Source organism: Aquisalimonas sp. (genome assembly GCF_007120195.1).
Taxonomy (GTDB): domain Bacteria; phylum Pseudomonadota; class Gammaproteobacteria; order Nitrococcales; family Aquisalimonadaceae; genus Aquisalimonas.
Map to the genome: position 1 here is coordinate 1 of NZ_SKOG01000008.1, position 24,949 is coordinate 24,949.

The 24,949-nt window shown below is 62.9% G+C and carries 21 protein-coding genes; 7 read left to right on the forward strand and 14 right to left on the reverse strand.

What is annotated here, in order from left to right; all coding sequences use genetic code 11:
* Window positions 1–552: 552 nt before the first annotated feature.
* Window positions 553–1,110: a DUF882 domain-containing protein gene (locus tag QZT63_RS00715; protein ID WP_290647760.1), complete on the forward strand. Its 558-nt coding sequence runs from the start codon at window positions 553–555 to the stop codon at window positions 1,108–1,110.
* Window positions 1,111–1,177: 67 nt separating this feature from the next.
* Here QZT63_RS00715 and QZT63_RS00720 read toward each other — a convergent pair whose 3' ends face one another.
* Complete coding sequence (locus tag QZT63_RS00720; protein WP_290647761.1) at window positions 1,178–2,374, reverse strand: RtcB family protein; 1,197 nt, start codon at window positions 2,372–2,374, stop codon at window positions 1,178–1,180.
* Window positions 2,375–2,763: 389 nt separating this feature from the next.
* On the opposite strand from QZT63_RS00720, the gene QZT63_RS00725 reads away from it, so the two are divergent.
* The 3 genes from QZT63_RS00725 (at window position 2,764) to QZT63_RS00735 (ending at window position 6,479) form a co-directional block, all read left to right on the forward strand.
* Window positions 2,764–3,342, forward strand: a complete 579-nt coding sequence (locus tag QZT63_RS00725; protein WP_290647762.1) for an outer membrane beta-barrel protein — start codon at window positions 2,764–2,766, stop codon at window positions 3,340–3,342.
* Window positions 3,343–3,682: 340 nt separating this feature from the next.
* Window positions 3,683–4,240 (forward strand): CocE/NonD family hydrolase C-terminal non-catalytic domain-containing protein, encoded by a 558-nt coding sequence (locus QZT63_RS00730; protein ID WP_290647763.1) that lies wholly within the window; start codon window positions 3,683–3,685, stop codon window positions 4,238–4,240.
* Window positions 4,241–4,484: 244 nt separating this feature from the next.
* A complete protein-coding gene (locus QZT63_RS00735) occupies window positions 4,485–6,479 on the forward strand; it encodes a hypothetical protein (protein WP_290647764.1) in 1,995 nt (664 codons plus the stop codon).
* Window positions 6,480–6,526: 47 nt separating this feature from the next.
* On the opposite strand, the gene QZT63_RS00740 is transcribed toward QZT63_RS00735, so the two are convergent.
* The 8 genes from QZT63_RS00740 to fadI all read right to left on the reverse strand — a co-directional run bounded on the left by QZT63_RS00740 (window position 6,527) and on the right by fadI (window position 17,279).
* On the reverse strand, window positions 6,527–7,753 hold the full coding sequence (locus QZT63_RS00740) for a carboxylate--amine ligase (protein WP_290647765.1): 1,227 nt from the start codon (window positions 7,751–7,753) through the stop codon (window positions 6,527–6,529).
* 277 nt (window positions 7,754–8,030) lie between these two features.
* Entirely contained in the window at window positions 8,031–9,095 is a 1,065-nt protein-coding gene (locus QZT63_RS00745; protein ID WP_290647766.1) for a carboxysome shell carbonic anhydrase domain-containg protein, read from the reverse strand.
* Between the two features lie 35 nt (window positions 9,096–9,130).
* Window positions 9,131–10,180, reverse strand: coding sequence for a BtrH N-terminal domain-containing protein (locus QZT63_RS00750; RefSeq protein ID WP_290647767.1), 1,050 nt, complete (start codon window positions 10,178–10,180; stop codon window positions 9,131–9,133).
* Between the two features lie 201 nt (window positions 10,181–10,381).
* The gene (locus QZT63_RS00755) at window positions 10,382–11,260 is read right to left on the reverse strand and encodes a DUF3299 domain-containing protein (RefSeq protein WP_290647768.1); all 879 of its coding nucleotides are present in this window, start codon (window positions 11,258–11,260) and stop codon (window positions 10,382–10,384) included.
* Between the two features lie 57 nt (window positions 11,261–11,317).
* Window positions 11,318–12,616: an ABC transporter permease gene (locus QZT63_RS00760; RefSeq protein WP_290647769.1), complete on the reverse strand. Its 1,299-nt coding sequence runs from the start codon at window positions 12,614–12,616 to the stop codon at window positions 11,318–11,320.
* On the reverse strand, window positions 12,613–13,251 hold the full coding sequence (locus QZT63_RS00765; protein ID WP_290647770.1) for an ATP-binding cassette domain-containing protein: 639 nt from the start codon (window positions 13,249–13,251) through the stop codon (window positions 12,613–12,615). The genes QZT63_RS00760 and QZT63_RS00765 overlap by 4 nt, the downstream gene beginning before the upstream one ends.
* 540 nt (window positions 13,252–13,791) lie before the next feature.
* Window positions 13,792–15,960, reverse strand: a complete 2,169-nt coding sequence (gene fadJ / locus QZT63_RS00770; protein ID WP_290647771.1) for a fatty acid oxidation complex subunit alpha FadJ — start codon at window positions 15,958–15,960, stop codon at window positions 13,792–13,794.
* Window positions 15,960–17,279 carry an acetyl-CoA C-acyltransferase FadI gene (fadI, locus tag QZT63_RS00775; RefSeq protein ID WP_290647808.1) on the reverse strand — a complete coding sequence of 440 codons (1,320 nt, stop codon included), beginning with the start codon at window positions 17,277–17,279 and terminating at the stop codon, window positions 15,960–15,962. The genes fadJ and fadI overlap by 1 nt, the downstream gene beginning before the upstream one ends.
* 128 nt (window positions 17,280–17,407) lie before the next feature.
* On the opposite strand from fadI, the gene QZT63_RS00780 reads away from it, so the two are divergent.
* From QZT63_RS00780 to QZT63_RS00790, 3 genes are all read left to right on the forward strand, one after another.
* Entirely contained in the window at window positions 17,408–18,097 is a 690-nt protein-coding gene (locus QZT63_RS00780) for a GntR family transcriptional regulator (protein WP_290647772.1), read from the forward strand.
* A 97-nt stretch (window positions 18,098–18,194) separates the two neighbouring features.
* The gene (trxA, locus tag QZT63_RS00785; RefSeq protein ID WP_290647773.1) at window positions 18,195–18,521 is read left to right on the forward strand and encodes a thioredoxin TrxA; all 327 of its coding nucleotides are present in this window, start codon (window positions 18,195–18,197) and stop codon (window positions 18,519–18,521) included.
* 271 nt (window positions 18,522–18,792) lie between these two features.
* Window positions 18,793–19,227: a PAS domain S-box protein gene (locus tag QZT63_RS00790; protein ID WP_290647774.1), complete on the forward strand. Its 435-nt coding sequence runs from the start codon at window positions 18,793–18,795 to the stop codon at window positions 19,225–19,227.
* Window positions 19,228–19,518: 291 nt separating this feature from the next.
* Here QZT63_RS00790 and cynS read toward each other — a convergent pair whose 3' ends face one another.
* From cynS to QZT63_RS00815, 5 genes are all read right to left on the reverse strand, one after another.
* Window positions 19,519–19,962, reverse strand: a complete 444-nt coding sequence (gene cynS, locus QZT63_RS00795; RefSeq protein WP_290647775.1) for a cyanase — start codon at window positions 19,960–19,962, stop codon at window positions 19,519–19,521.
* A 32-nt stretch (window positions 19,963–19,994) separates the two neighbouring features.
* A complete protein-coding gene (locus QZT63_RS00800) occupies window positions 19,995–20,876 on the reverse strand; it encodes an ABC transporter ATP-binding protein (RefSeq protein ID WP_290647776.1) in 882 nt (293 codons plus the stop codon).
* Between the two features lie 10 nt (window positions 20,877–20,886).
* Window positions 20,887–21,726, reverse strand: a complete 840-nt coding sequence (ntrB, locus tag QZT63_RS00805; RefSeq protein WP_290647777.1) for a nitrate ABC transporter permease — start codon at window positions 21,724–21,726, stop codon at window positions 20,887–20,889.
* Between the two features lie 3 nt (window positions 21,727–21,729).
* The gene (locus tag QZT63_RS00810; protein ID WP_290647778.1) at window positions 21,730–23,148 is read right to left on the reverse strand and encodes a CmpA/NrtA family ABC transporter substrate-binding protein; all 1,419 of its coding nucleotides are present in this window, start codon (window positions 23,146–23,148) and stop codon (window positions 21,730–21,732) included.
* Between the two features lie 516 nt (window positions 23,149–23,664).
* A complete protein-coding gene (locus QZT63_RS00815; RefSeq protein WP_290647779.1) occupies window positions 23,665–24,522 on the reverse strand; it encodes an undecaprenyl-diphosphate phosphatase in 858 nt (285 codons plus the stop codon).
* Window positions 24,523–24,949: the final 427 nt, after the last annotated feature.

Consider the following 24,949-nt stretch of genomic DNA (forward strand, 5'->3'; position numbering starts at 1 on the left):
AACAATTTGGTTCGACGACGTAGCGAAGCGGAGTCGGTCGTTGGCGCGCAGCGGCAACGACCCGCAGGGCAAGGCGCGCAGCGCCGCAGCAATCCCTCCCTCTCCGCCACCTTTCCTAAGCGGGGCCGCAGGTCCCGCTTAGGAAAGGTCATGGACTCGGGGGATTCGAACCCCCGGATGAACAATTTGGTTCGACGACGTAGCGAAGCGGAGTCGGTCGTTGGCGCGCAGCGGCAACGACCCGCAGGGCAAGGCGCGCAGCGCCGCAGCAATCCCTCCCTCTCCGCCACCTTTCCTGAGCGGGGCCGCAGGTCCCGCTCAGGAAAGGTCATGGTCCGGGGGATTCGAACCCCCGGATGAACAATTTGGTTCGACGACGTAGCGAAGCGGAGTCGGTGGCTTCCTTAGCGCACTGGTGCCGCCGCCCCGCCCGGTGCCGTAACTATTCTACTGCGTGTGTAGCCACGCACTGTTTGCGTGACATCACCTGGATGGCCCCACGGGCACACCCGGGTCCCAGGGAGCAGGCCTGCAATCGGGGGATTAGCCGAAATGTGCAGCGAATCGGGAGGCCGCCAACTCAGCCGTCGTCGAATCATTGCTGCCTCCGCCTGGGCCCTTGCCGGTGCGATCTCGCCAAGTGCAATGATGGCGTTCGCCGCAAGCCGCCAGCGCAGCCTGCGCCTTCACAATTTGCACACCGGGGAGGCCCTGTCTGTCACCTACTGGGAAGATGGCAACTACCTCCCGGACGCCGTGGGGGAGATCAGCTACCTCCTGCGGGACCACCGCACCGATGCTGTTCACCCGATCGACACGGAGCTGTTGGATACGTTGAACGCGCTGCAGTCCAGCCTCGGTTTTGACGCTCGCTATGAGGTTATCTCCGGTTATCGCTCACCGGCGACCAATGAGATGCTGCGTCGCAAGGGCCGGGCCGTAGCCAAGCGGAGCATGCACATGGAAGGCAAGGCAGTCGATGTCAGAGTGCCTGGCCAGCCGCTGGAGCGGGTGCGACAGGCAGCGATGGCTCTACGTGCTGGCGGCGTCGGTCATTATGAGAACTCCGGTTTTCTCCACGTTGATGTCGGGCGGGTCCGCTCCTGGTAGCCGACGCCCCGCCGCAAAACGCCGCGCCGCGAGCAGACACAGGACGGGCAGGGGCGAAGCCAGGGGATCAACCCTTGACGCACACGATTTGCCGCAGCTCGTGCAGGCTTTCCACCAGATCCGACTGATTGGCCATGACCTGGTTGATGTCCTTGTACGCCCCGGGGGATTCATCCAGTACGCTGCGGTCCTTGCGGCACTCGACATGGCGCGTCTGTGCCCTGAATTCCGCCAGGCTGATGCGCTCTTTGGCCTGACGCCGGCTCATCGCACGCCCGGCGCCGTGCGCGCAGGAGTCGAAGGCGTCCGCGCTGCCAAGGCCGCGCACGATGTACGAGCGCGCTCCCATGCTGCCGGGGATGATGCCGAGATCGTCCCGGCCAGCGCGGATCGCTCCCTTGCGCGTGACCCAGACGGTCTTGCCGTAATGGGTTTCCCGGGCGATGTAGTTGTGATGACAGTCGATGACCTCATCGGTGACCTCGAATGTTGGTAATACCCGGCCCAGGGCGCCCAGAATGTTGCCCAGCATCACCTGGCGGTTCGTGTGGGCATAGTGCTGTGCCCACTCGACGGCCGCGACGTAGTCGTCGAACCAGCGTGTGCCTTCGCGCAGATAGGCGAGGTCGCGATCAGGCAGGTTGATGTTGTGAACGCGCATATCATCCCGGGCGAGTTCGATGAAATAGCGCCCGATGGCATTACCGACGCCTCGGCTGCCGGAATGCAGCATCACCCATACCTGCCCGGATTCATCCAGGCACACTTCGATGAAGTGATTACCGCCGCCGAGCGTGCCCATTTGCTCGATCCACTTCCGGTCCATGTTTCGCCCCATCTCGCCGATGACAGGATGTTCGTCGAGGATCTTGCGTAACCCCGGTTGCAGCGGCCGGCAGGCTGCCATGGGGGCATCTGCCGATTGGTGGCTTGCCTGGCCCAGGGGAACCACCGACTCGATGGCCTGGCGCATCGGGCGTAGATTGTCTGGCAGGTATGAGGCTTCCAGGCTCAAGCGCGCCGCAGTCATGCCGCAGCCGATGTCCACGCCGACCGCCGCGGGGATGATGGCCTCCCGGGTCGGGATGACGGCGCCGACAGTGGCACCCCTGCCAAGGTGCGCATCGGGCATAGCGGCCACGTGATGGTGGATGATCGGCAAGGCCGCAATGCGCCTGAGCTGCTCACGAGTTGCGTGGTCCACCTCGTCCGTGTAGACGAGTACCGGAGCCCATTCGCCTTCGAGTTGCTGTCGGATCGGCATGTTTCAGCACCGAAGCGGGGCCGAGAGCACACCCGGCCCCTCGTTTTGATGTCTACATGGAATCGAGGAACTCCTTCCAGGGCGTGGCGAGCATCGTCTCTGTGCTGCCGTGGCCATAGGAGCGAATGATCATAGCCGCGCGCTCCACCGCTCTGGGGTCATCACTCGCCATGACGAATACCTCCTGTCTCCCGGTGTGGGTTGGCAGGCGGGAATGCACACTCTATTCGTAGAGTAAGCATAGACAAGCCCCGAGCATTCGACGAACGCGCGGCGGGGTAGTGGCGCGGCTTCGCGGGGCGGCGCTGCAGGGGACCGAGGAACCGCAGCCGGGCAGGGTTGTCTTATTCAATATCTGCGAGATATGGATTAATTCGGGGGTGTACGTCATGCAGCCGGTTCGGCTACTGGTGGTTGTGCTTGTACTTGTGCTTGTTCCGGCCGTTAGCGCAGCGTCTGGTCACTCGTCCTATGGGTATTGGGGTATCGACCTGCTGGGCACGAAAATTACCGAGGGCGCCGACGCTTTTGGTGACGACTTCGACGACGAGAGCGGCGGCGTGCGCTTCTACGGTGGCTACCGTGTCAACGAATGGGTTGGTGTTGAGGCGGGTCTCCACGACCTGGGGCGTTTCCGCCAGGGTGATTTTCGTGCCAGCTATAACGCCCTGGTGATCTCCGGCATGCTGTACGCGCCGGTCTCTCGCAGCGTTGACCTGTTCGGTCGTGTTGGTGGTGGTGTTGCGCGGCTCGATGAGCGCGACGACGGCTTCTCCGTGTTCACCCGCAAGCCAATTGGCAAGGCTGGGGTTGGTGTGCAGATCCATGTCAATCCCCATCTCCTCGTGCGCGGTGGGGTGGACGTGTACGCCCTGGAGCCCCAGGTGCGCGGCCCGGGCGGCAGTGAAGGGGAGCGCACCAGTCAGCGAATTGGTGCGGGCTATCTGGGTCTGAACTTCCTGTTCTGACTCCCCCCTACGGGGGCCCAAATGCGAAAGATGACGCAACAGACTGCGGCCGGGCGCTCGCAACGAGTTCCCGCGCCCCGTGATGGTGTGTGGGCCCTTCAACTTGACCGGCATAATCCAGGTTCGATGTATTCATTAACTCTTTAACCACCGGATCCGGCCATCGTCGGTGATCGTTGGCGCGACGTGTGGCATGCCCGCACGGAAGGCAGTGGCTTCTGGCTGGAACAGTGGCTCAGCCGTCAACGCCGTGATGACTATTGGCGTCACGGGTCGGTGAACGAGCACTATCGGTGCCCCCGCGGTCACTCTGCAGGTCGCGGCGGATCGCCCTGTTGCAATGATCGCCGTGCGGCTGTCCGACGTCGCCGTGGACGACGAGGCCACCCGGGTCACCTACGGCCTGCTGAACCTCACCCATCGGGACGGGCACGACGAGCCCAAGCCGCTGGAACTCCCCATCCGGGCGGCGCGAGACAGTGTCGACGCTATCCGCGACCCTGGCCCCCCGCGCGGGGCGCCCGCCGGTCGGACAACCCTAAACAGGCCCAGAGACTACGGTTGGACCGTGGTGCGGGATTTGGCGGCCGATTGCTCAACCCTGGAGGTGAAGAAGGACGAGGGCGAGTTTCGCTTCGACGAGCTGCAGGTTGCCATGCAGGTGCGCACAACGGAGTGGTACAGCCACACCAGAAACGATTACGATTCGGTGCGGGGCGAGGTTGAGTGTGTTCGCGGTATGTCCCGTGGTGACTGGTCGATTTCGGTGCGTACCCGCACGGTACTGACCTCCGATTGCGACGACTTCCATCTGCGCGCGGAAATGGACGGCTACGAAGGCGACCAACGCGTGCATTCCCATAATGTGGACCGCTCCATTCCCCGGGATCTGATGTAGCAGACGGGGACTTTGAGCCGTTTGACCGGGGGAACCGCTTGGGCACGGGGCTGCTGCATTGGACAACATAAGCCTCAAGACGCCAGTATGCACTGGATTAAGTTCTGAGCAGTGCCTTGCGATTGAGACGGACGTGTTTCCGCGCTTCGTTGCAGGCTGAACCGCTTGCAGGGGGTGCGAGTGACGTCACTCAGATTTGCGCGGTGGTCCGTGTCGCCAGACCGAGGTCGCCCTCGACGGAGTCATGATGACAGACGATAGCGCCGAACAGCAGGCCCGTCTGGAGCGATTCGCCCAGCGCCTCGATGACGCCTGTGAGCGGCTGGCGCAGGTCCAGTCCTTTGCCAAATTCACCCAGAGTGCAGGTGCATTGGAGGCGGCCCGACGCTTGATGGCGGTGCCGGGGGGCGTAGAGGTGGTCTACCGCCGTATCTGTGCGCTCGAGGCGGCCGGCATATTCATGGGCAGCGACTGGGAGTTCCCGGAAAAGCTCCAGCCCGTTATGGCTGCTAACACGCTCAAGTTGAGCAACGATCACACCCTGATCCTGGAATGTCTCAGCGAACTGCGTCTGGTGGCGGTGGCGCGAGGGGAATTGGCATCGGCGACCCTCTCACCCGACGATGCCCGGCAGTTTCTCGCCCGGGTGCTGGCGCTCAACCTGCGACTGGTCTTTGGCCAGATGGATGAGTCCGAGCGTATTCGCCTGGGCCGGAACGCCGAGCTTGTGTATCAGCACCAGCGGTTCGTGGCAGAGCAGGTCGGTTTCGGCGAAGTGGTCGAGGAGCTGATCAGCGAAATCTGGCGCATCCTTGCGCAGCGGCCGATCGAGTTGGGCCATGTCCACCAAATGATCAATAGCGTTGCCGGCTACCTCAACAGCGGCGAACCGGGGGTGCCCGCGGCGAGCGCGCGCGGTGCCGAAAGGCTGATCAGTGCGCTTTACGGGCCGACCCGCGGCTGCCAGGAGGATCCGGGGCTCGATGTCTTTCGCGACCGCCTGGCCGGCATGGACGAAGCGGCGTTGCGCAATGAAGCCCTTGGTTTTGGGCGGGCCATGCATGACACCGGGCTGGTCTCCCCTTACCACCCGGTGTTTCTGCACTATGTGCTCGACCATGCGCCGGACCTGGTGTCGTCCACCCTGGGTTTGAGCAGCACAGGGGTTGATGGGCTCACCTGTTACAGCGAGCTTGTCCACAAGCTGATCCGCGAGGCACTGTGGCCCGAGACGGCACAGGCGGTGTACGGGCTGGCCGGGTTGCTTGAGCGCGGTGTGCTCTACAGTGGTCCGGTGCCGGCCGCTTTGTGGCGGCAGATCCACCTTCAGCTCTCGCCGGAAGCGGAACGGCTGCTCGGCGTACAGGACGACAATGCCCGCTCGGCGGCATGGGCACGCCTGCTCGCCGGGGTGATCAATGTGCTCGGCTGTCCGCGGGGTATTGGTCAGGGCAACAATCCCACCTGCCAGTCCGCGCGGGCGCTGTCCATGTGGTCGAGCAACGACCCGGATTACCTGCTGCAGGTCGTGGCCTGGGCCACGCGCGATAATGATGTAAGCGCGCACTTCGAGGGCAAAGCGCTCTCGTCGGCGGCGCTCACGGCGCATATGCCACCGGCCCCGTTATATGATGTTGATCCCGTTTCGGCAGTGACTGTGCCGCACCTCGATGCCCTGTATATGGAGATGGGGCGGCTTTGCGCGTTTCGCAGCGAGGACCCACACAAATGGGTGAATCCAGAGTTCCATGGGTGGTGGGTGGGGCGTGGATTCGCCATCGTGGTCGATGTGGCGACTGGAGCTGTGGTCAATTTCGCGCGCTTTATACGCCGTTTCTACGCCTGCTACCATCCGTTGTACAATGGCAAGAACCCGGTGATCCATTCCCAACCCGCCGGCATTGCCGTCACGGACTCAACCGCAAAGTTCGTGGGCTGGCATGCCATTGCCATCGAGCGCGTCGGTTATGATCCCGACGGCGAGATGCGTGTGTATTTTTTCAACCCCAACAACGACAGCACTCAGGATTGGGGGAACGGGGTGGAGGTGTCCACAGAAGGGGCGGGCGAACGGCACGGGGAGTCGTCGTTGCCATTCGAGCAGTTCCTCTCGCGGCTGTATATCTTCCACTTCGACCCGCGGGATGAAGCCGTGGATGCCACGATTCCCGAGGGCGCGGTTGAGAGAATTGCCGACATGGCCAAGAATAGCTGGGCGGCCGGCCGCCAGTTCAGCTGACGGCCGCCGGGCCCTCGGAGATACGCGAACGAAGCGTTGCCGCGGCGTTACACGTAGAAATCCAGCTCCTCTTGGTGCTTCAGCAGATCCCGCAGTTTGTGCGGGTTGTCACCAAAGAAGTAAATCAGACCCCAGTGGGTGCCGAAGGCGGTGCGCTTGGTCACCGTCTCCTCCAATGGAGGCGTGAGTTCGTGGTACTCGAAGTACTCGTGGTTCTCGGTCTCCTCCGGAATCTCTAACTTGCTGACCACACGGCGGCGCGGGTAGACGCCGAAGCAGCCCGCATGGCCCTTGGCATCCAACACCGGGCGGGGGAAGAACGCCTCGATCTCTTCTTCCGTGGTCTTCGGATCGAATGCCAGTACCATGCCCTGATAGGCGTTAAAGCCGTACGCGCGCTCCAACAGCTCGAAGACCTTGAAGCCCGGCGGCCGATACGCGACCTCGCCGAAGTACATGGTGCCGTCGCTGGTCACGAAGTACTCCGGGTGGATGAACCCGAATTCGATGTCGAAGGTCTTGATGAGTTTCTCGATTTCTTTGGTGATCAGGTTGCGCCAGCTTTCCAACTCCGGCGTCGCTGGCACGAATACCGAATAACCCAGCGTGACGTACTCGGAAATATTCAGGAAGCGGATCTTGCCATTCTGGATCCAGGCCTCAACGGCGAATTCCCAGCCGTCCAGGTGGCTTTCCATCAGCACCGGAAACTCTTCTTCCGGAATCGTGTCGATATCTTCCGGCTTGCGAATCACCCGGTGCCCGAGGCAGCCGGCCTTGTCGAACGCCTTGAGGTGAATCGGGTCATCCGGGTCACCGTCGAGCTTGAGCAGGGTCTGGTTGACGCGCTTGAGGAAGCGGATCACGTCCTGGCGGTCATGGGCTTCCTCGAAAATGCCCACGCGGATGCCGCCGAGCTGGGCGCGGCGCTTCATCAGGGCCTTGTCCCGGAAGAGAACGGCCTGGCCGTGCAGCCGCGGGTTGCCCATGAGCACGGCGTTTACGGCGCCCGCCCATTCCACTGTCTCCTCGAATAGTGGGATAGCGACATCCACACCCTCGTCCCGCAGCCGCTCGGCGATCTCCATGGAACGGTCGTTGAGGCGCTCGAAATCCCATGGAATAAACGGGATGTTGTGCTCTTTGGCATAGTCCGCGGCCCATTCAGGGGCGACGATGACGTAGCGCCGGTCGAAACGCTCCAGGGCATCGATGCAGCTGATGCTCCAACCGAGGATGGCAATGTAGCCTTTGTTCGGATCTTTCTCAGTCATTGGCGAATCTTCTCCAATAGGGGTGGGATGGGCGGGCGTCGTTGCATGCCCGCGCTACGAGCGCACCGGTAACGGGGGAGACAGTTCAAGTGCGAAGGCGGTGCGGCCTGGTGCCCTGCTGTCGGGACGTGCCGACAAACCTGTCGCCCCGTTGTCATTGTTGGTACAAATATTACGCACTTATTGGTCAGGTTAACACGTCGGCGACGCCGATTTTGGTTGCCATACTGGCATACGACCGCCTTGGCGTATATGACGGGCGTGCGAGTGCGCAATGCTAGCTGGTCATTTCCAGTATATCCAGGCGTCGAGTGGGCCAGTTAACCACTGCGGTGTATGCGGTCATGCGCTTGGCAAGCTCTGGATGATCCCGGCGGATCACCTCGGCGGCAAAGTGGGCGAGAAAGCGGGATTTCAATTCCGCGCGGGCGCGGTCGACACCGAATTCCTGATACGGTGTCGAGGCGAGCAGCAGAAAGCCGTCATCGGGGATGCGCCCGGCGGCCATGTTGTCGACGATGATTCCTGCGGCGGTGCCGATTGGCTCCGAGAGGTTGGGGTTGTAGGGGCCGATGATGAGCGCCATGTTTGGCACGTGCAGGAAATCGAATCCGCCACCCAGGCAGATCGCCCACTCCCGGTGCTCGATGTCCAGCTCGCGGGCCACGCCGCGAATGGAGTGAACGTGCGCCAGATTGCCCTCCAGGAACGGCAGCAAATCCCGGCAGACCGGGGCCGGCATGTCCGGACAAAGGGCCATCACCCGCTGCTCAAGCGACGGCGCGTCATCGACGTCGAGGGCCGATACATCGAGGGTGGCGCCGTCGTTACCGTGAATGATCAGGGCATCGCTGTCCGTTTCGAAGCCGCAAACCAGCGGGTAGACATGGGCGTGATCGTCGCCGAACAGGGCCTCCGCCTGGGTGCGGATCTGGTAGGCGTGGTCCACGGCGGCCTCGGTGTCGCAGTCAAACCCGGCACAACCACGGGAGGGATCGCCCCGGGAGAAATGGTAGGTGATGAGCATGAGCGCGGGATGCCCGGCGCGGGTGGCCTCGTGCACCGTGCCCGTAAGTATCTCGCCCAGATAGGGCCAGCCCAGATCGAAGATGCCGCCGAGGTTGCGGAATGGGTAAATGATGCCCAGCGGGGTGCGCGTTGTATGGGGAATCTGGATGCGCCCATCCATGCACTTGAGCACGATGATGCGGGTGGGATGCACGGCCAGGTAGCGTTCGCGCGCGAGCCACGCCGACGGGCTGCAAAAGCCCTCCGAATACGCCCGCGAGAGTTCCATGAGCCAGTTGACGCGTTCATTGATGGGACGGGTGTGGATCTGCATCGGTCTCGCGGCCCCTGCTGCCTGGGTGGTTCCCATCATGAGGGTTTGGATGCCACCTTTTCCAGCCCCCGCACGGCGTTTTCTTCAGCATCCGGCAGACGTGCTGCGGCGTCGGCAATGCCGGCGGGGTCCGGCGCTTCGAGTCGGGTCTGGTTGGCCAGATGGCTCCAGGCGTCCGCGCAGTGCCGATAGGCGATCGCGGCATCATGGAAACCCGCATCACCGGTCAGCCGCGCCACCTCGGCACAGAACCCGGCTTGCAAGCGTCGGAAGAGCCCGCCACCGGTGCCGGCTTTCTCCACGAACACCGGGATGGCCCGCACTGACGCGGTCAAGGTGCCGTCATCGAAGATCTCCGGCCAAGCGGCGATGTCCTGGGCGAAGGTGCGTACGCCCTCCAGACCGGTGGCCGTGAGGGCGCCGGCGGGCAACACGTTCGGGTCGAACAGGGAGCCTGTCCCCTGCCGCATGTGCCGCGCGGCTTCTGCGGCAGCATCCCGCGCGACCGTCAGGAGGTCCGGCAGACGGCGCGGGAAGCGCAAGAGGAGTGCGGCGTGACGGTTCGGATCCGGAAAGCCCTGCGAGTTGCGCGCGCGGGCCAGGGCGTCCAGAGGCACCTCCTGGATGGTTTCGCGGTCATTGTCCGCGAGCCACGCGACGCCGCGGCCCTCGTCGTAGCCGACGACGACGATGGAGTGCCGTGTGTTGGAAAGACGCACGCGCAGGTAAGGGAGCTCGGCGATATCCGCATGGATGAGCACCGGGCATCCGGCATCCAGCTCTTCGGTGATCCAGCGCCAGCCCTCGTCCGGGTTATCGGTTCGGCGGGCGGTGGCGGTGATGCCGAGCCGCCGGCAGACATTCTGCTCCACGTCGGCATTGCGGCCGACGACGTAGATTGGCGGCTTCAGTCCCGGGGCGCGCGTGTACAGGAAAGACAAACCGCCGCTTAGGCCGAACACCAAACCTTCTTCGGGCGCGCCGTCCCATCCCAGCGCCGCCCACTCCATCAGGTCGCGCAGTGCGCCGGAGCCACAATGCCCGGCGACACGATGGGGATAGTCATGGATTATGGCTGCGGCCATTTGTTGAGCTCGTCAGGTATCGTCATTGAGTCGATGGTGCGCATGGTCTCGCCGAGGCTGACAGCCAACGGCGCCTGTGCTCCTTATCCCTGGCCGCACAGCGTATCAAGCATGACGCAATAGGGTCGCCGGCTCGCTGGGCGGCGGCTGTGTGGCAAGTAAGTCCGATGTGCGCGGCGGTTTCAAGCTCCCGCAACGTGATTATTCTCGCTCCACTTGCGCGTCTTCCAGCCGATAGAACAGCCCCATGTCGCTGTCCTCCAGCAGCGTCATGCGACCGGAGAGCACCACCGGTTCGAACGTAAACGCAACTGCCCGTGCTGCTTTGACCTCCACCACGCTTTCCGGCCCCCCCGGCAGGCAGTAGAAGCAGCTCGGCGGGGTTCGCGTGATCAGGAAGTGCTGCTGCCTCTCGCTGTTGTCCAAAGGCATCATAAACCCTTGAAGTTTCACGTCGCGCCCGTCCAGATCCCGGATCTCGTCATCGAAGAGCGGCTCCAGCAGCCCATGCCGGCCTCCCTGTGTCTCGACCCCGCCAAGCAGATCCCAGGAGACGGCTCCCTGCACCTGTGGCAGCTCGGTGGCGTGCTCCTCCACGGGGTCGAGGGAGTGGCCGTACGCCTCATCGCTGACATAGACGCTCAGCTGCTTGCTGGTGCCTGCGCCGGTGACGGTCAACGTGTCCTGGCCAGGCAGGATCGCTCGGAACCGGAGGTCGGTTTTACCCTTGGCATCGGTAGTTACTTGGCTCTTGTTGAGCTCGTTGCCCACCAGCGAACTCACGTCAAGCGTTTCGGAGGCGATGGGCTTGCCGCCGTCGTCCTCCAGTGCCAGGGTGAGATCCAGGTATCCCTCCCTGGAGGTGGTCAGCCCCGCGACCTCGCCGAAGTCATCCATGCCGACCATGTAAATGCGAATGGCATTGCCGTTCCGATCGGCCGCCCCCTGGGCGATGGGTCTTTGGGGATCGGCCTGGGCATCGGTGTCCGCCAGACTGTCCGTCGAGGGTTCATCCGACCCGCAGCCGGCGAGGGCAAGGCAGACGGCGGTGATCAAAAGCGCCTGTGAGAATCGCAACATGCTTCGTGTCCCGTGAGATCCGAATTGAGCCGCTCCGTTGGCCCCGCCAATGGGATGTCAGCGGCCGCGGCCAAGCGTCTCGGCGATATCGGTGCGGTACGCCTGGACGGCGGGGATCACCGCCGCAACGATGCCAACCGCCACTGCGAGCCCCACGAGCCACAGCTCTTGGGTGAGGAACACCGCACCGGTAATCTCCAGTTGTTGCGTTTGGCGGAACGACTGGCCCAGAACTTCCGCTGCCACGTGGCCCAGAGCGAGCCCGAGCAGGGCGCCCATTACCGCGAGCATGATCGCCTCGGTGAGAATATGATTGAACAGGCGCCTGCGCGAGGCACCGAGGGTGCGCATCTGCGCGAGATCGTAGCGCCGGTCTTTGAGCGCATTGTAAAGCCCGATGAAGACGCCGAGCCCGGCGGCGATGACGAGCACCCAGCCGAAGGCGCGCAGGGTGTCCAGGCCGATACCCATCATCTGCATCAGACGTGCGGTCTCGTAGGCAGGCGCGGCGGCCTGCAGTGGCCCGCGGCTATTGATGACCCGGGGCAAGGTCACGGCCGCAAGGGGCGATTGATACTGAACCAGCAGTGCGGTGAGTTCGCGCTCGTCGTCAGGCCCCTGCGCCCCCTCGTCATCGCTTTGCGCATCCCCGTTGCCATCGACGGCGCCATCTTGCGCAGGGCGTCCACCGGCGTGCTCATGTTCCGGGCCCAGACCGGCCTCATGGTCGTAGCCATGCACCTTCCAAACACTCGGGACGCTGACAAGGATCAGGCGATCGAGCACACTGTTGGTGTGCCGGAGAACCCCCGTGACTGTGTAAGGGTGGTCCTCGTGGACCTCACCGCCCACCGCCTCGCCCCCCGTGATTCCATGAACCCCCGCAAACCGATCGCCCACCCCCAGGCCGGTGCGTTCCGCGACCCGGGCGCCCAGCACAGCTTCCATGTCGTCGTCCCATAGGCTTCCACCTGCAGGAGCGCCACCATAGTGGCGCACATACCGGGGCGTGGTGCCGACGATGCGGAAGCCGCGGTAGCTGTCACCCAGTGCCAGTGGGATCGTGCCAGCCACCAGCGGGTGGTTTTGCACCCAGCGCGCTTCGTGGAGTGGAATATTCCCGGTGGGCACGTCGATATGAAAGACGCTGGAGAGGATCAGCTGCATGGGGCTGCCTTTTGCCCCGACGACCATGTCGATATCGGCGGCGTCGCGGGTCAGCCGCTGTTCCACCTGATAACTGAACAGCAGCAGGACTGTAATGGTCGCGATGCCCAGCGCCAGCAACAGCACATTGAGCAAGGCTGAAAGTGCGTTGCGGCGCAGATACGCCAAACTCAGGCGAAAGAGGTTCATTCTGCGGGCTCCAGCTCCAGGGCATGCTCCAGCACACCGCGCACGCGGGCGTCATGGGTCGCGATCACCAGGGTGGCGTGACAGGCCAGGGCCTGTGCCGTGAGCAGTTCCAGCACCTGCTGGCAGGTTTTGTCATCCAGGGCGGAGGTCGGTTCGTCGGCCAGGATGACTGCAGGCTCGTTGATGATGGCACGCGCCAAGGCAACCCGCTGGGCTTGTCCCTGGCTCAGGCGATGCGGGTGGTGTCGGGCGACTTCCGCCACGCCCAGACGATCCAGGACCTCGAGGATCTGGTTACGGTCCTGGGAGAGTCCGGCGAAGTACCGGGCGAGGCGCAGATTGTTTTCCACGGTCAGCGCATCCACCAGATGCAGCGTTTGGAAGACGACGCCGATATGCTGGCCCCGAAACTGGTCCAGTGCCCGCTCGCCGAGTTGGTCCAGGCGCCGCTCGCCGATGAATACCTGGCCCCGCTGCGGTCGCAGTAGGCCGCCAAGGATATGCAGCAGCGTCGTCTTGCCGCTGCCGGAAGGCCCAAGCAGCGCCCAGTGTTCGCCATCCTGGGCCTGCCAGTTCGGCAGCGTGATGGTGGTGCCATCACGGTAGCGATGGGTGACGTCCCGAATCCCGAGCATCCCGCCTCCGGGCGATCTTCATAATAAAGGTGTTATGATGTAACTGGATTACTGGTCGAGACCAGCCTCGTTTGCGCAGCGGCGTATCATCAGGGCCATGCTGTGCAACGGCTCATGGGGCCAATTTGGTGGCGCGGCAGAGAGTATCCCACGTCCTGACCAAGGTGATAACCGTTTCGCTCGGAGTGGGCAAGAGGACGGCCCTTCGCAGTCTCCCTTGAGCGGTTTCCGACAGCCGAAGCCTGCGCTCGGGCCCTCTCGCCCTTCAAAAGCCTTGATGGTCGGTGCGTGGTGTAGTCATTAGCGCAGCGTAATCCACGGCCACGGCGTGTCGCCACCCCATGGCACCGCGGCCGATCGAAGGGCGTAGGGGGCATTATCGACAGCGTAATGCACCGTCTAACAAACCGCGCCGCAGGCGCACAAGCGCAGCATGAGTCGTGCGCCTGCGGCGCCATGTCATCGACGGTGGATTACGCTACGCTAATCCACCCTACGCGCTTCGATGATCCTGCACGCCGGAACCGAGGTGCGCTCCGGTCACTTCTGATGGAATTGTTCGCCGCTGGCTGCCATGCGCTCCAGGATCGGCGCCGGCGCAAAGCGCTGCCCGTGCCTGCCCTGGTGTTCCTTCAGCCGCTGCACGATCTCCGGGAGTCCAAGCTCGTCCATGTAACGGAACGGCCCACCACGAAAGGGCGGGAAGCCGATGCCGTAGACCGCACCGATGTCCCCGTCGCGCAGCGTGCGGATCACCCCCTCGTCCCAGCAACGCGCCGCTTCGTTGACCATCATCAGCACGGTGCGGTCAATGATGTCCGACTCCGGCGCCTCCGCGCTGGGGTCAACCTTCAGCAGGCTGTAGACGCTTCTGTCCACCTCCTTCTTGCCCTTTTTCTTCTTGCCGCCGTACTGGTAAAAGCCCTTCTGGCTCTTCTTGCCGTAGCGCCCGTCTTCGAGCATGGCATCCGCGGCTGGCACCGGTCGCATGCGCTCGCCGAAGGCCTCGTGCAGGATCGGTGCAACCTTGGCGGTCACATCCAGGCCGACCTCGTCGAGCAGGGCGAACGGCCCCACGGGGAAGCCGAAGTCGAGCAGGGTCTCGTCGATGCGATCGATGGCCACACCCTCGCTTAGCATGTGGCAGGCCTCATTGATGTACGGGGCGAGGATGCGATTGACATAAAAGCCGGCGCCATCCTTGACGACGATCACCGTCTTGCCCTGGCGGCGACCCATGTCCACGGTGGTGGCGATGACCTCCGGGTGGGTCTGTTCTGTGGCGATCACCTCGAGCAGCGGCATTTTCTCCACCGGCGAGAAGTAGTGCATGCCGATGACGTTGTGCGGCCGCCGTGCGCCCTGGGCAATGTGCGTGATCGGGATGGACGAGGTGTTGCTGGCGAAGATGGTCTGATCGCCGGCGTTCGCTTCCACGTCCTGAACCATCCGGTGTTTAAGATCGAGATCCTCGAACACTGCCTCAATCGCCACGTCGACGCTGGTGAAACCCGTGTACTCCACGGTCGGTGTGACGCGATTGCGCTGCACCTCGGCCTCGAAGGCCGTCATGCGGCCCCGCTTGACCCGCTCCCGGAGCTGATCGTTGACGTGCCGCATACCCTTGTTCAAGCCTTCTACGGCGATGTCCTTCAGCCGCACCGGCAGGCCCGCCTTGTTGGTGGTCACGAACGCGATGCCCGCGCCCATGAGGCCGGCACCGAGGACGGCCACCCGGCGGACCCCCCGCGGTTGCGCCGAGGCATCGTCGCTGCCGGGATCCTTTTTCATGGCCGTGGTGGCGAAGTAAATGTTCATGAGTTGCCGCGCCTGGGGCGTCATGGCCAGCTCGCCGAAGCGCTTCGCCTCCAGTTCGAGTCCCTTTTCCATGCCCTGGCTCATGCCCGTCTCGATGCACTCGATGATCCGCGGCAGGGCCGGGTAGTTGCCGCGCGTCTTCGACTGGGCCTGTTTGCGCGCCTGGTCGAAGACAACGCGCCGGCCGATGGGGTTGGTCTCCAGCAATAGCTCCATCCATGACCGTCGCCGCTCGTTGCCCGACTTCCTGCCCTGTAACTTCCGGGTCAGGCGCACGGCGGCATCTTCGAGGATCGGCTCGGGCACCACGTCGTCCACAAGGCCTATGCGCTTTGCCTTGCCGGGAGTGACCTGCTTGCCCGTGAGCGCCATGTCAAGTGCCGACTGTATCCCCGCCCGGCGCGGAAGCCGCTGGGTGCCGCCGCTGCCGGGTAACAGGCCGAGCATGACCTCGGGCACGCCCAGCGCTGTGCTTTCGGAGTTGGTACAGACGCGGCCGCGGCAGGCCAAGGCGAACTCCAGACCGCCACCCAGACAGGAGCCGTTGATGGCGGCGACCACGGGCACGCGGAAGCTCGCGATGCGGTCGAAGAAGGCCTGTCCAGAGCGGGCGAGCTCCGTGGCCTCTTCAGCGGTGTTGCAGGCGTGCAGCATTTCGACGTCCGCCCCGGCGATAAACGAGCCAGGTTTCGAACTCATGAACACCACGCCGTTGAGCTGCTCCTCCGTCTCGAGGTCGTCCAGACATTGGCGGGCTGCGTCCATGAGGGCGCGGTTTAAGATGTTATGGCTCTTCCCAGGGACATTGATGGTGACCACGGCAATACCGTCGTCACGCTTGTTGATCTGGAAGATGCTTGCATCCGTCTCTTCGGGCGTCGCCGTTGCCATTACGCCACCTCCAGAACCATTGCCGCGCCCAGTCCGCCCGCTGCACAGGCGGTGTTCAGTGCCACACCGCCACCACGCCGGCGCAGTTCATTGAGCGTCTGGATGATCATGCGCCCACCGGTGGCGGCGAATGGGTGGCCGTAGGCGATCGACCCGCCGAGCACGTTGAACCGCTGCCAGTCCACCTCGCCGATGGCCTCGTCGCGGCCCAGTACATCTCGGGCGAAACGCCGGGAAGGCCAGTTCTTGATGTTGGCCAGAGTCTGGGAGGCGAAGGCCTCGTGCATGTCAAGCAGGTCCAGGTCTCCTAGCTTGAGCCCGGCACGATCCAGCGCCTTGGGGGTCGCGTAAGAGGGACCCATCAGTGCGTCGTTGAAGGGGTTCGTCGCCGCAAACGCCCAAGAGCGGATGAAACCCAGCGGTTCGTAACCCAGCTCCAGGGCGCGACCTTCTCTCATGAGTACCAAGCTCGAGGCGCCGTCGGTGAGCGGCGTGCTGTTGGCGGCGGTGACGGTGCCATGGTCACGGTCGAAGGCAGGGCGAAGTTGACTCAGCTTTTCCATGCTGGTGTCACCGCGGACGTTGTTATCCCGCTCCAGGGGGGGCTCCCGGTACGGCGGCACGAAAGCCGTCATGACCTCGGCTGTCAGCTTGCCTTCTTCCCGGGCCCGGGCCGCCAGCTGGTGAGAGCGCAGCGCGAACTCATCCTGTTCCTCGCGGCTGATGTGGTGGTTCTTGGCCATCTGTTCGGCGATGTCCCCCATGCCGAGATTGGTGGAGTAGTCCTTCACCGCCGGCGGGTTCGGCGCCAGATCCCTGGGCCGGATACCTTTGAACAGGCGCAGCTTCCCGCCCAAGGTCTTGGCCTTGGTGGCATGAATCAGCGCCCGCGAGAGCTTCTTACTGAACTGGATCGGCAGCACCGACGTGGAATCCGCGCCGCCCGCCATGCCGATGTCGATGTCGCCCAGCTGGATGGCCTGGGCAATGTCCGCGGTGGACTGGAAGCTGGAGGCGCAGGCGCGTGAAATGCTGTAGGCGTCTGTGGCGGGCAACATGCCTGCGGCGAGCATGACTTCCCGGGCGATATTCGGTGCCTCGGGCTGAATGCCCACTTGTCCGTACACGATTCGCTCCACCAGGGCAGGGTCCAGGTCCAGGCGAGCGAGCAGCTCCGTGGTCACCAGGGTGCCCAACTGGATGGAGTTGAGATCCTTGAAAGCCGTGACCTGCCGCGCAAAGGGCGTTCTCAGGCCGCCGACGACGGCGATGCGGCCACCGGCTTGGTGCTGTTTTTGATCGTTTGCTGTGGCCACGATGTCCTCTGGGGTGGCTGTTTGATTCCTTGGCACAATGTCGACAATTCTGCAAATGTTCAGCTACTTGTCAACAAACGTTCTGTCTGACTAACTATTGTTAACAGTGTATGTCAGTCAAGAGGCACCCCATGGCCACTTGCCCATCGCTCGAAGCAGTGCCGCGAGCCATCGGTGATGGCAACCTCTCAGTGTCCATCGCCAATGCGCTGGGAGAGCGCATTATCCGGGGCGAGGTGGCGCCGCAGACGCGGCTGCTGGAAGTCCAGCTGGCGCGGGATATGGGAGTGAGCCGAGGGCCATTGCGCGAGGCGTTGCGTGTGCTTGAGAAACGGCGGCTGGTACGCATTCTGCCGCGGCGGGGCGCGCTGGTCACCAAGATGGGACCCGACGATGTCCATTGTCTGTACGAAGTGGTGACGCCGCTGTATCAGACGCTGACACGCGGTGTTGCCCACCGCTGGTCGCCCGAAAATCTCCCCGGCCTTTATACGGTGGTGGAGCAGATGGTCGCTTGCGCCGGGCGGGGTGACGTGGAGGGTTATTACGAACATAATTTCGCCTTTGCGCATGCCTGTGCCCCTATCGTCGGCAATTCATTGCTGGAAGAATTGTTGCTGGACCTGGAGCCGGGATTGCGGCGCGTGCTCTACCGCTCCCGGGAGCAGCGTGCCCGTGCAGTAAATCAGCACCTTGCGATCATGCGGCGTATGATGCGTGATGTGATGGACAGGGAGGCGGAGCGCGCCGCCGCGGCCATCGCCGAACTGGCGGCCCTGGAGGCGAAGCTCGCAGCGGCGAGCTTCGAGGTGGGGGATTGATCGAGACGATTGCGCGGATCGGCAGCAACCGGCAAGCGGGGGCCGGTCCACGGTGTACCATTCATTCCAGATACAGTGCAGCTAAACGGGAGGGGTCATGTCAGACCGTATTGTGCACACAACCGACAGCACGTTCGATAAAGAGGTGCTCAAGTCCTCAAAGCCGGTCCTGGTGGACTACTGGGCCGAGTGGTGTGGGCCGTGCAAGATGATCGCGCCTGTGCTGGACCAGGTAGCCGACGACTATGCTGACCGCCTCAAGGTGGTGAAGATCGACATCGACGAGAACCAGGAGACCGCACCGAAGTACGGTGTCCGGGGTATTCCGACACTGATGCTGTTCAAGGACGGCAACGTCCATGCGACCAAAGTTGGGGCTGTGTCGAAGCGTGAGCTCACCACGTTCATCGATCAGAACTTGTGAGCGTCCTTCTGTCCCGCTACCGCGACGAACCGTTCAGCACCCCCTGAACGACTCACTTGTCTTTGAGGCCGGTGCCATACCGGCCTTGCTCTCCTGGGAGTGGCCTGCAAGTCTGTTGACACCATGATCCCGGGGCTCCCGGCTTGTCCGAACTGCCCCGGTCCAGCACAATCACCGCAGGAGCGCTGACCGTCGGCCGGGCTGCGCATGCATCACGGTCGCAGGCAACGACCCAGGCCCAACCAGCAGCAACAGGACACGAGTCATCATCATGAATGATCTGGAGACCATTCCGGCCGATCTGCTGAGGAGACTCGTCAATGCGTCGAACGACGGTATCGTCATTGCCGAGCAGGAGGGCGAGGATAATGTCCTAATCTATGTCAATCCCGCCTTTGAGCGGCTGACTGGATTCAACGCAGACGAGATCCTCTATCAGGATTGCCGGTTCCTGCAGGCCGATGACCGGGACCAGGAGCCACTGGATGAAATCCGTGCAGCGCTGCGTGATGGCCGTGCCACCCGCCAGGTTCTACGCAATTATCGCAAGGACGGCTCGATGTTCTGGAATGAACTGAGCATCACGCCCGTCTATAACGATCAGGATCAGCTCACGTACTATATCGGCATTCAGAAGGACGTGACGGTGCAGAAGGAGTTGGAGCAGCGGCTCGCTGCGCTGGAGGGCGATAAAGGCACCACCTGAGGCGGCCCCTTGGGCAGACCGCAGGGTGTGTGACCGGGATCTAGACGCGCTCGTCCGCGCCGCGCTGGTCGACTCGCGGCATGCGCTGGAGGTGGAACCGAAGTACCGGAGTGCTAGCGTGGCCCGCGCCAAAAGATCCCCGTCATCTGTCAGTGACGACGATTGCGCCGGGCGCTGCGACACAGCACCGCAAGCTCAGGGATGCCGGAGATCGTCGCTACCCCGGATGACCCCCCGGGGTAGCTTGTTCCCCCGAGCGCACTTGGGCGCCGGGGGGCCTTTTTGTAGGCTTTACCAGCGCTTGTAGGGAAGGAACTTGCCATTTAGGGTGAGCACCACGCGATCGCCCTTGGGGTCCTTGATCTTGTCAACATCCATTGAGAAGTCGATGGCGCTCATGATGCCGTCGCCGAACTTTTCCTGGATCACCTCCTTGAGTGTCTCGCCATAGACCATCACCACTTCGTTAAGACGATAGACGAGGGGGTCGCTTAGCATGGTGTCAGCGCGCTGCCCCTTGTTTGGGTAGGCCTCCAGCGTCGCCGCAAGGTGGCCCGGCAGGTCCAGCGCGTTAACGACGGCCTGTGCCTGCTCTGGCAGCAAGCTGTTCTCGCCAAGGCAGGCTGAGCAAACGAATACCGGCGAGAGGCCGGTGGCCTCGCCGAGTGCTTCCCAGGTGATGCCCTTGCGCTGCTTCGCCTCGAGAACGGTTTCACGCATGGCGTTCTTGTCCATGATGCTCTCCTTCGTTGGCAATGGTGGAAAGGTTAGAGTCTGGTGCCGGCAACGACCCGCGGATAAGGCGCTTGATCATCGTCATGGCTGGGCGTCTCATTAGTCCCAGTGTCGTATTCCCCTTGCAGCTCCTTCGATCGGCGTACCAGGAAGTCCACCAGGTGGTTACGGGTCTCGTAGTAGCCCGCCTGCTTCACCAGAGTCTCCCGCTGACGCGGGCGGGGGATATCCACGGTGACGGATTCGGCCACTTGGGCGTACGGCCCATTGGTCATGAGCAAGATGCGGTCCGAGAGCAGGATGGCTTCGTCCACATCGTGGGTAATCATGAACACCGTCTGGTTGGTCCGGCTGCAGATCCGCAGCAGCTCATCCTGGATGCTGCCGCGAGTCAGGGCGTCCAGGGCGCCGAACGGCTCATCCATAAGCAGCATTTTCGGCTCAATGGCAAAGGCACGCGCGATGCCGACGCGCTGGCGCATACCGCCGGACAGCTGTGCTGGACGGCGATGCTCCGAGCCGGTTAGGCCAACCAGCTCGATGTACTTCATGGCATGCTCGTTGACCTTTTTCTTTGACCAGCCGGGCCACTTGGCCTTTACGGCAAACGCCACGTTGCCCAGCGTCGACTTCCACGGCAGCAAGCTGTGATTCTGGAAAATCACGCCACGGTCAAGGCTTGTTCCCTTGATTTCCTTGCCGTCCATGAAGACGTAGCCGTCTGTTGATTGCTCCAGGCCTGCCATGACGTTGAGGATGGTCGACTTGCCACAGCCCGAGTGACCGATAACACAGACGAACTCGTTCTTCTCGATGCCAAAGCTGACGTTCTCGAATACGGTCAGTTCGTCTTCGCCCTTGGGCCCCGGGAACTTCTTGGTCAGGTTTTCCACGTACAGGAATGGTTTGGTCATGATGCGTGCCTCAGTGGTCGTACTGGACCATGCGTGTGGCAGCGGCCAGCAGGCTGTCCAAGAACATGCCGATCACGCCGATCATCAGGATCGAGAAAATGACGCTGGTGAGATCCAGGTTGTTCCATTCGTTCCAGACGTAGTAGCCGATACCGGTGCCGCCCACGAGCATTTCGGCGGCTACGATCACCAGCCAGGAAATACCGATGGCAATGCGCATGCCTGTGAGGATGGTTGGCGCAGCGGCCGGCAGGATGACGGCGAATGCGGTCTTTAGTGACGACAGCTCCAGGGTGCGTGCCACGTTGCGTAGGTCTTTGGAAACCGCCGAGACCCCGAATGCCGTATTAACGAGAATGGGCCAGATGGAACAGATGAAGATCACGAAGATCGACGACGCCCCCGAGTCGCGGATGATGAACAGTGCCAGGGGCATCCACGCAAGCGGTGAGATTGGGCGCAACACCTGGATATAGGGGTTGAGTGCTTTGTACATGAGCGGTGACATGCCGATGACAAAGCCCAGGGGGACCGCCACGAGCAGGGCCATGGAATAGCCGGCGAACACCCGGCCGACCGAATGGGCCAGCTGTATGCCGATGCCCATGTCATTGCTTCCGCGGACATAGAACGGGTCGCTGAGCTCGGTGATGGCATGGCTTATCACTGCCGAGGGAGCCGGTATCCGTGAGCCACCACCGCTGCCACCCGTGAGCTGCTCATACTCGCTCAGCTCCTGGTCGCCCGTCGGGACGATGGCACCCTCAATGCTCCACTCCCAGGCACCGAGCAGCACGATGAGGATGGCGAGACTGAGCAGCGCTGCTTTCAGGTTCTCCATGGTCAGCATGGGTTAGGCCCTCCGGATCTCAAAGCTTTCTACATATTCTTCCGGGGTTTCAGGGTCGAACTCCTTGCCCATGATGGTGTGGGATTTGTACGTGACGCCCGGTGCCTCGTATCCGAGGTCCTCCATGAGCCTGCCGCAGTCCGTTGCCAGGTACACTTGCTCGGCGACGCCTTTGTAGTCCACGTCGCCATCGATATAGCCCCAGCGCTTCATTTGCGTCAGGATCCACACCCCCATGGAGTGCCAGGGGAAGGGATCGAAGTCGATGCGATTCGGCTCGTCCTTGACCTCACCAAGGCCGTCGGCATAGCGACCGGTGAGGACTTGTTCCACAACGGAAACGGGCTGATTCAGGTAGTTGCGACCGGCAATGGCCTCAGCGATTTCCGCGCGGTTCTCATGCGCGGAGGAGTAGTGCGTGGCATCAACGATGGCCTTGAACAGGGCCCCAAAACTGTTGGGTGCCTCTTCAGCAAATGCACGGCTGGTGCTGAATGCACAGCATGGGTGGCCGTCCCAAATGTCCTTGGTGAGCATGTGGATGAATCCCACCTCGTCCCACACAGCGCGCTGGTTGAACGGATCGGGGGCGAGATAGCCGTCCACGTTGCCGGCCTGCAAGTTGGCCACCATCTCCGGTGGAGGCAGCACGCGGATTTGAATGTCCTGGTCCGGGTCAAGCCCGTGCTCCGCGACGTAGTAGCGCAGCAAGAAATTGTGCATCGAGTACTCGAATGGCACAGCGAAGGTGAATCCTTTCCAGTCCTTGGGGTCGCGCTTGTCCTTGTGGTCGTTGCGCAATGTGATGGCCTGGCCATTGATATTCTCGACAGCGGGCATGAGAAACGGCATCGAGCTCGAGCCCGCGCCCATGGTGATGGCGAGGGGCATGGGGGTGAGCATGTGCGCCGCGTCGTACTCGCGGTTCAACGAGTTGTCCCGGACGACCGCCCAGCCGGCAGCCCGCTCGACGTCCACATTTAGACCGTAGCGTTCGTAGAAGCCCATGGGGTGCGCCATGATGATCGGGGTGGCGCAGGTGATTGGGATGAAACCAATACTCAGGTCTTTTTTCTCGGGCGTGCCGAGGTCGTCCTTGAGAAGGGCTTTGGCGGCGTCGAGTGGGAAGAAAGATGCCAAGGCCGCGGCGAACGTGCCCGAGCCCATCATCTTCAGGACTTGACGCCGGCTGGGGTCATGGTGGGCAAAGAGGGAGCGGACCACGGCGCTCTCAATGAGCCGATCCATCATGGTTTCCCGGCTCATGGAGGATCCGGTGTCGTCTGCCGCCTTATCGTGATGCGCCTGCCGATGCGCAAAGGCGCTGTCGTTTCCACGCTCGCAGCTGTTGCACGTGCAGCCCGCGCTATGACGCAGGTCAATGTTCGGATCGAATGGATCGCCTAGTGACTTATTGGTCATCGTCTGGGCCTCAGTTGACGCAAGAATAAGGAGCCCCACAGGTGATGGTGGCAGGAGCCCTTGCCTGGAGGGGGTTGGCGCTACGAACCGCAATCCCGTCGTTGAGAACCACATCAGGCGGTGGTCCGCCGTCACGTGTGTCGTCCCATTCGAAGCAGGTACCGTGCCACGTGCATAACTGACTGATCAAAAAAGGGGGTTTGGGGGTGGAAGTATCAATGGGGGCGGCGGAATGCACTGGTTTGAATCATGATGCACTGTAATTGCGCGCGCTCCGCGGCCAGGGAGACTTGCTGCAGGCAAGCACCATGGCTCGGAGAGCGGGCACCGCGCGCTCGCGCTGAGGCAAAGGCTACGCTTCAAGAGGGTGCGGCGGTGCAGATGGCAACGGCGGGCGCGGCTGTTCCTCACTCCAGTCGGCTGCACGCGCCGACACGCTGTACCGCCGTCACCACCTGCAACGGGAGCGAGCAGCGCTTTTGCTCGCGGGTCGCGGCGCGCAGGAGCCGAATGCCGTCAGTGCCCCATCGGCATGACGCCGAGGCCCACCAAAATTGCGAGCAGCCAGAGATACCACGAGAAAACCCGCAATTGCGCCTTGTAGAGCAGGCGGACGACCAGATAGAGGGCCGCCGTGCCCACTCCAGCGGCCACAACCATACCCACCGTCATCTCCACCCAGCCTAGCTGGGTGGCGCCGCCGGCCTCCTGCAGTTCCAGTGCCTGCACAAGGGTGGCCGCGAGAATCGTGGGGATGGCAAGAAAGAAGCTGTACTCGGCGGCCCAGCGGCGTTTCAGGCCGAACAGCAGCGACGCGGCGATGGTGATGCCGCTGCGGCTGATACCCGGCATCAGGGACAGCCCCTGAGCTACTCCGATGCCCAGGGCGGTGCTTGGCCGAATGCCCCGCAGCCCCATCGGCCGTGGCGGCAGCCGGTCGGTAATCCACAGCAGTGCGCCAGTGATCGCCAGGGTTGCCGCGATCATGGCCGGGCGGGCGAACACGGCCTCGAAAAAAAGCTTGAACGTGATGCCAATGATGCCCGTGGCAAGCACGGACAGGGCACACAGCAGGGCCAGTCGGATCGTCAGCGGTACCGGGCGGAACTGCTGGCGCATTCTCGCCAGACCGAGCAGGCCGTCGCGGACCAGGCGGTATAGGCTGCGACGGAAGACAATGACGATGGAAAAGAGGGTGCCCACATGCACGACCAGATCAAAGAGGATCATCTCGGCGCTGTCCGGCGCCGGCATGTCCGCGCCCTGGGCAATAAGCCAGTGCTGGGTCAGGACCAGGTGTGCCGTCGAACTCACTGGCAAGAACATGAACGCGCCCTGGACAATACCCAGAAGCACCACGATATACAGGGCCATGTTGGCCATCCTCCGAGCCGGTGTGGCGGGATTGCACGGGCCGGGCCGTGGTGGCCCGGGTCCATGGGCGAAGGAAGCGCTGCACGATTCCCTTTGCTCTTGTGCAGCCGCCTTGCCCATGCGCCATGGGGCGGCCGCCCGCCCTCAGGGGCATTCGGGGGCGCCGTGGTCGTGCGTTGCACCGGCAAGCAATGAGCCTACCTGCGGCAACGCCTCGGGTCTCCCAGCGCGCTCGAAAGCCATAAGGGCACGGGACTCGTGCAGGACTTTCCGGATAACTGCGCGAGCCTACCGGAGGCAGCTCACCCGGGGAAGTGCAGCGGAGGTGGGCGCAGGGCTGGCGGCCAGTGAGGCGGCTGCGCAATAGAGGACTGAACCGCAAGGAAATATCTGCATAGTCATTGATTTACGACGTTGTGCAGCGTAG

Excerpts from the sequence above, each read along its gene's own strand:
- QZT63_RS00780 (WP_290647772.1), top strand. The coding sequence starts at position 17,408 with ATGGCCACTTGCCCATCGCTCGAAGCAGTGCCGCGAGCCATCGGTGAT.
- trxA (WP_290647773.1), top strand. The coding sequence starts at position 18,195 with ATGTCAGACCGTATTGTGCACACAACCGACAGCACGTTCGATAAAGAG.
- QZT63_RS00725 (WP_290647762.1), top strand. The coding sequence starts at position 2,764 with ATGCAGCCGGTTCGGCTACTGGTGGTTGTGCTTGTACTTGTGCTTGTT.
- fadJ (WP_290647771.1), bottom strand. The coding sequence starts at position 15,960 with ATGGCAACGGCGACGCCCGAAGAGACGGATGCAAGCATCTTCCAGATC.
- QZT63_RS00715 (WP_290647760.1), top strand. The coding sequence starts at position 553 with ATGTGCAGCGAATCGGGAGGCCGCCAACTCAGCCGTCGTCGAATCATT.
- QZT63_RS00720 (WP_290647761.1), bottom strand. The coding sequence starts at position 2,374 with ATGCCGATCCGACAGCAACTCGAAGGCGAATGGGCTCCGGTACTCGTC.
- QZT63_RS00760 (WP_290647769.1), bottom strand. The coding sequence starts at position 12,616 with ATGAACCTCTTTCGCCTGAGTTTGGCGTATCTGCGCCGCAACGCACTT.
- QZT63_RS00735 (WP_290647764.1), top strand. The coding sequence starts at position 4,485 with ATGATGACAGACGATAGCGCCGAACAGCAGGCCCGTCTGGAGCGATTC.
- cynS (WP_290647775.1), bottom strand. The coding sequence starts at position 19,962 with ATGGACAAGAACGCCATGCGTGAAACCGTTCTCGAGGCGAAGCAGCGC.
- QZT63_RS00730 (WP_290647763.1), top strand. The coding sequence starts at position 3,683 with ATGATCGCCGTGCGGCTGTCCGACGTCGCCGTGGACGACGAGGCCACC.
- QZT63_RS00740 (WP_290647765.1), bottom strand. The coding sequence starts at position 7,753 with ATGACTGAGAAAGATCCGAACAAAGGCTACATTGCCATCCTCGGTTGG.
- QZT63_RS00810 (WP_290647778.1), bottom strand. The coding sequence starts at position 23,148 with ATGACCAATAAGTCACTAGGCGATCCATTCGATCCGAACATTGACCTG.
- QZT63_RS00800 (WP_290647776.1), bottom strand. The coding sequence starts at position 20,876 with ATGACCAAACCATTCCTGTACGTGGAAAACCTGACCAAGAAGTTCCCG.
- QZT63_RS00790 (WP_290647774.1), top strand. The coding sequence starts at position 18,793 with ATGAATGATCTGGAGACCATTCCGGCCGATCTGCTGAGGAGACTCGTC.
- QZT63_RS00755 (WP_290647768.1), bottom strand. The coding sequence starts at position 11,260 with ATGTTGCGATTCTCACAGGCGCTTTTGATCACCGCCGTCTGCCTTGCC.
- QZT63_RS00745 (WP_290647766.1), bottom strand. The coding sequence starts at position 9,095 with ATGCAGATCCACACCCGTCCCATCAATGAACGCGTCAACTGGCTCATG.
- QZT63_RS00765 (WP_290647770.1), bottom strand. The coding sequence starts at position 13,251 with ATGCTCGGGATTCGGGACGTCACCCATCGCTACCGTGATGGCACCACC.
- QZT63_RS00815 (WP_290647779.1), bottom strand. The coding sequence starts at position 24,522 with ATGGCCCTGTATATCGTGGTGCTTCTGGGTATTGTCCAGGGCGCGTTC.
- QZT63_RS00750 (WP_290647767.1), bottom strand. The coding sequence starts at position 10,180 with ATGGCCGCAGCCATAATCCATGACTATCCCCATCGTGTCGCCGGGCAT.
- ntrB (WP_290647777.1), bottom strand. The coding sequence starts at position 21,726 with ATGCTGACCATGGAGAACCTGAAAGCAGCGCTGCTCAGTCTCGCCATC.